The sequence below is a fragment of the Lyngbya confervoides BDU141951 genome, from assembly GCF_000817775.3.
In the GTDB taxonomy this organism is placed as follows: Bacteria; Cyanobacteriota; Cyanobacteriia; order Thermosynechococcales; family Thermosynechococcaceae; genus Lyngbya; species Lyngbya confervoides.
In genome coordinates, this window is sequence record NZ_JTHE03000033.1 from 1 (window position 1) to 5541 (window position 5541).

At 53.5% G+C, this 5541-nt stretch carries 4 protein-coding genes and 1 pseudogene; all 5 read right to left on the minus strand.

Translation table 11 applies throughout. The annotated features are described in order from the left end of the window. Positions 1–73 precede the first annotated feature (73 nt). Positions 74–739: a Uma2 family endonuclease gene (locus QQ91_RS04835; RefSeq protein WP_166283956.1), complete on the minus strand. Its 666-nt coding sequence runs from the start codon at positions 737–739 to the stop codon at positions 74–76. Further along, on the minus strand, positions 732–2804 hold the full coding sequence (locus QQ91_RS04840; protein WP_166283958.1) for an AAA family ATPase: 2073 nt from the start codon (positions 2802–2804) through the stop codon (positions 732–734). The genes QQ91_RS04835 and QQ91_RS04840 overlap by 8 nt, the downstream gene beginning before the upstream one ends. After that, positions 2801–3007 (minus strand): hypothetical protein, encoded by a 207-nt coding sequence (locus QQ91_RS04845; RefSeq protein ID WP_166283960.1) that lies wholly within the window; start codon positions 3005–3007, stop codon positions 2801–2803. Before QQ91_RS04845 ends, QQ91_RS04840 begins: the two co-directional genes overlap by 4 nt. A 103-nt stretch (positions 3008–3110) precedes the next feature. After that, positions 3111–4490, minus strand: coding sequence for a DNA phosphorothioation system restriction enzyme (locus QQ91_RS04850; RefSeq protein ID WP_250833261.1), 1380 nt, complete (start codon positions 4488–4490; stop codon positions 3111–3113). Between the two features lie 219 nt (positions 4491–4709). After that, positions 4710–5354, minus strand: a pseudogene (locus tag QQ91_RS21590) (phospholipase D-like domain-containing protein); the annotation flags it as partial. Between the last annotated feature and the right edge of the window lie 187 nt (positions 5355–5541).

The following is a 5541-nucleotide window of genomic DNA, read 5'->3' on the forward strand; positions in this document are numbered from 1 at the left end:
GCAGACTCCCCAATCAATTCAAAGAAAATAAGCGGATAAAGCTGAAATAACTCATAAAATAGCGTGTCGGTCTTCATACGTCCGCTGCAAACAGATCCAATAGCCAGCGATTGACCACCCCGTCATCCTCCCTTTGCCCCCGTCTCAGCGCCTCTTCCACCACCGCTATTGGCAGCTCTGGCAACACCAACGACTTCCGCACCTCCCCACTCCGACCATCCGCAATCTCAAATGCCGTTATGCTGCCCCCATTCACATCTACAACCCAATATTCTGCCACCCCCAAACGCTCATACAGTAAACGCTTTGGCCCCAAATCATCCGCCAATGTCGTCGAAGCAATTTCCACCACCAGCGAAGGCGGCTCAATGGTATCCAAATCAATGGGGGTATCTCCCCGAGGCGGAAACCTAATCTCTGCACCGATATAAAAGGCAATATCTGGCTGACACCCACGTTCTCCGGTCTTCCGAAAGCTACCATTCGAGATTTCTTTAAAGCGTAAGCCCTTCAGGGTCGCAAACAAACTGATAACCCTGGCCACCAAAGGATCATCTTGACTGTGGGAAGACCCTAACGGAACCATTTCAATCCTCATCCTCCCGTGATCAAAGTAAAACCGCCCCCCTTCATAGGCAGGGTCATCTGCGATCGCGATAAACTCATCCCAACTAGCTTTCACCCAACGATCCGTCTCAAGCGGCTGGGCAGGAACGGTGGAAGCAGCAACCTTAACCATGGCGACTCACCTCGATCACTTCGGTATATTCAAACTCATTCGGGCTTTGCCTCACTAAAGGATAACGTTCGCCCCCTCGCTCAATATCATCGATGGCCAGCTCCGACTTCGGAGAGTTGTAGGTCAAGACATATTCCCGCCCAATTCGATCCTGCATCTCCTCTGCCACCTCGGTGCGCCATTGGGTCTTGCTTACCATCACCACCATCTGATCCGCCAGCCCCGGCAAGAGTTTCGCCACCTGCCGCCGATACAACGAATCTAAACTTCCAAACGGCGAATCCATCACCACTGGGAACGTGCTGCTATCCGGGCCCATGATTAATCCCGCCTTACTCCACTGCCGCACCCGCTCAATGATGCTGCCAATAAACGCCAGGCTCAAAATTTGGTTTTCTCCCGTAGAAGCCCCCACCGCATTGTCCGGGTCTTCCTCGACGTTCACTAAACTCAGTTCGTAGCGCTCTGACAGGCGCGGTTGGTATGGTTTAAAGGAAATTTCGCCGTAGAGTTGAGCAATTTCCGCCTCTAACTGCTCTCGGAATAGCACATCCTGATTGACCTTAAGCTGCTTGAGCCGATCGACCGCATCCTGCGCAGCACTAATCCGGTCCTGGGCCAGCTTTTGTCGCCCTTTATTTTGCTTCCGCTCCTTCAGCTGTTTATTGAGTTGCCGGATAGCTTGATCCAAGCGTACCTCTCGCTCCTGATTCTGACCTTTTTCCAGGGTGTAGCTTTCAATCCGATGCTCCACAGAATCCAGCCGAAGCTGAAGGTTGCGAACGTCTTCCCGTGAACTCTGGCGCAACTGCTCCCCAATTTCGTCTAATTCTTCGTTAATTTGTCCGATTTTCTGCTTTATTTGGCGGATTGTAGCCTGTTCTTGATCCACTTCTCGCCAAAACTCAGGAATCTGTCGCTCCAATTCATCCACCTGAGCCTGCACCCGATAGGTTGCCGCTTCCACGTCCGCCAAACCCGCTTTTTCTAGCCAGGCCTGAACCGCCTCCCGATGCGAGCTGCCCTCATGCAGCTCCGCCCCGCAAATGCACCGCTCCCGATCTAGCAAGTCTTGCACAAAGGTTTGTTTGATGTCTGCGGGCAACTCTCCCTTTTGCTCCCGATCCTTGACAATCTCCCGAAATTTAGCCGCGATCGGGGGCAGGAATACAGTGTAACCTCGCGTTGAAATCAGGCGCTTCAGGTTCTTTTTCGCGGCCAAAAGGCGATCGCGCAGATCCTGATCCTGGCTTTGTAGCAATTCCCGCTGTCGCTGTCGCTGTTCTACCTCACTCAGCTCCAACAGCTTCTGTTGCAGGGTGTGCTTCACCTCAAGTTGGGCCGCGAGTTCTGTCTCAACCTCCTCCATCCAGGTCTGGATTTCCTCCTGTTCCGTCTCAAGCTGCTTCTTTTCTGCGAGCAAATGCTGAGTTTCCGCATCTCCAATTCCACCTAGCTCCTCCTCTAAGGATTTCCGTGCCAGGGTGAGATGCTTAATGGCTCGATCGATGGCTTCAACTCCTAACAACTTCTTGGTGGCTTCCGCAATTTCAGGTCGCTTATCGACTCGCCAGATTTGCTCAATCCGCTCCCCATCAAAGAAGAAATACTGGTGCAGGCTTTTGGGTAAAATCCGCGAAATCACATCCTCCGGCTTTTGGCCATTGGGCAACAACAGCCAGCGTCCATCATCCCCAGAAAACTGCATGAACAGATCGCTGCGGGATTGATCGGCGCCATCCTTGGTTTTCTGGGCTCTACAGCTGCGCTTCACCCGATACTGCTTGCCATCATGTTCAAAGCCTACCTCCACCCAGCAGTCCACCGTTGTCTTGAGTTTTGCCTCCGCGATCGCCCGGCGGTTCACCACCTGTTCCGGGGAGGCTAAGGCCGCGGTGAACTTTTCGTAGAGTGCCCAGGTAAAGGCATTCAGCAGGGCTGTCTTGCCCGATCCGTTATTTCCATGAATCACCGTAATATTGCGATCGCGGCTCTTGGCAAAGGTTAGGCGATGTTCTCCGTAGAAAGACCGAAAGTTGTGGAGCTTCAGACTCAGCAGCTTCATTGCACCGCTTCCTTGACAATATTTAAAATATCGGCCTGAATCAGGCCCCGGTCATTACGATCTAAGCGCTGCTGCTCTAGCTCTAAGACTCGGTCAATAATCTGACGAACGGCGGGCGAGGCGCTGGTAATCGGCTCTTGCACCGGTGCTAGGGACTCTTCGGAGAAAAGTCCTGGCTGTTGAGGCGTAGACTTGCGAGGCATGAGGGAAAATGAGGATGAGTAACCTTTACCTATTCTTACAACGCTAGGGTGTCTTTCCGCGAACGGCCAGCGAAAAATCACATAAAGCTCCAGATCTCGCCTCCTAAAGATCTAGCAGTTGGTAATGCTGCTGAAGATCCAACAGCTTGAGTCGAGCCTCTCCCGCATTGTCGGCCAGATCTGCAAATTCCACAAACCGCACCAGCTCCCGACGCAGCAGTTGGCGGTCAATTTCAAAGGTGTCTGAATCGGACTCTGGCGGTACCACGATCATGTCAAACAGCGTTGCCCTTGATTTATGAGGATGACGACGTAAAATCCGGCCCCGCCGCTGTACAAATTGCCGAGGATTGTTGCTGCTAGCCAGAATCACCGCTGTTTGGATGGCAGGAATGTCAACCCCCTCGTCCAAACAGCGGATCGCCACTAGTCCCTGGAGTTCTCCTGACTCAAACAGATGATGTAGATCGGTGCGGTCCTCTAAGGGCGTTTCTGCCGTGTAAGTATTGATTCGATATCCCAGATCTCGCCCGAGCAGTTGTGCCACCACATCGAGCTGTCGCCGGCTCTCTGCCGACACCGCATCTTCCACGGTGCCGTCCCCGCAGTAAAACAGGGTGTGGCTGGTTCCCAGGCGATCGCGCATCAAGTTTTTCAGCGCCTCTATTTTATTAGCGGCAGATCCAATTAACCGCGATCGCTCCAGGAGCAACGGCGTCAGGGCCGGGTTTTCATCCTCCAGCCCGCCCATGCCGATGAGACGACGAATCTTCTTGGCTAAGACCGTGTAGCGCTCTGCCTCCCGCTCGGTCAATGAGACCAAGATGGGATAGTAAAGATAATGAACTAATGCTCCCTGCAGGATTGCATCACGCAGCGTAAATTCCGGCTCTAGCACAGGCCCAAAATATTCATACAGCTCCGCGGTCCCCACCTCATCAAAATAGCGTTCTGGCGTTGCCGACAGCGCCAGACGATAACGAATCGAGCTTGGCAACGACCGCACGAGCTGATTTGAACCAAAATTGTGGGCCTCATCCCCCACCAACAGCGTTGGTTCTGGGAAATAGGTAAGCTGAGATTGAAACCCATCACTCATGAAGGTTGCATTGGTGGTCACCACCGTCAGAAAGGGCTGATGACCAGCCTGCACAGAATAGAGATCTGAACCCAGTTGTCCTTGCCAACGCCGAACGGATTCAAAGGCTAAAATTGGCTGAAGTCCAAATTTCTCACACTCCCTCGCCCACTGAATGACGAGATGCCGATAAGGACAAACCACGATCAGCGCCTTAAGCCCCAGTTGCTGGTAGGCCTGAGTGGCGATTGCTAGGGCGGTAATGGTCTTACCGCTTCCCGTTGCCATCTTTAAGGTTCCTTTCCCCTGATTCCTCAACCAGTTTTGGATCGCTTGTTCTTGATATCCCCTCAGCTTCAGCTCAGCGGGAAGCATCGGGAGAGGCAGTTTCTCAACCCCAGTCATGTCTTGAGTTGGGTAATCTGGGGGCGACTCGGCCGCCTTTGGGACCCTCTGGAGGGCGCCAGAGGGGATGCGATTCGTCTTAAAGGTCAACAGCGATCGCCTCGCCGCCTCCGGAAACTCCATCACCTCCACCTTGGGGGTGCCATTGCTCCACAGCGCCTCAAAATTTTCCACCTTCCGACGCGATCGCCCCTGTACCCCCGCCTCCCAAGAGGGGTACACATCCACGCATTCAAAATTCCCCCGCAACGCACTTGAGGTTTCGTTGGCGGACCCCGTAAACGCAATGAAGTCGCCCTGGGCGTCCCTAAAAATGCCGAGTTTTTCATGGAAAATCCCCTGCTGCTGCAAGACCCTGGACACCGCCAACCGAATCTCCAGCCGTCCCTGAGCCAGTAGCCAGGCTAAGCAGGCCAGTCCATCGCGCACCACCTGATCAAAGTCCTGGGTGAGTTCCCGCACCAAGCTCTGCTCAATCCGCTGCTCCCGCTGGGCTAATCCCTGGGCGATCGCGGCAATATCCTCCGCCGAAAGCTGCGGCGAAGCAATCAAACGCATCCGTCCCCCGGACTCAATGAAGAGAGTCAGACCCTGGGCGATGGCCGCCAGGGAACTGCTAGAGAAAAATCCCACCGCGCGATCGTATTGGTTGGCATTCTTCAGGCAAGGAATATAAAAATCCTGGATCAGATCGCTGCCATCAGATCGATATTCCTCCTGGAGTCGCAATTCTCTTAAACCCACTGTCTGCCGCCTTACTGCTACCCTTCCCTCTAGAGCAGGGAAGCGGTTTTCTGCCTCTAGAATAGCGCCTCTTCCCATCCATTTCCCCAGGCGCACGCGCTGAGGCTGAGCGATCTGCATCCCCCTCTATCTTCCCTGGTTAGACTGGATTTTACTAGGTGGCCGCAAACTGCAGGCTGTTCTGGATTAAATGGGTGGCCCAAGGCTCTCAACAGTTCAACTTTATCTGTAACAATACTCCGGACAGAATTAGGAGGCGATGAGACCGATATCTAAGCACTGTAGATACTGGGTTTCGAATTTTTTG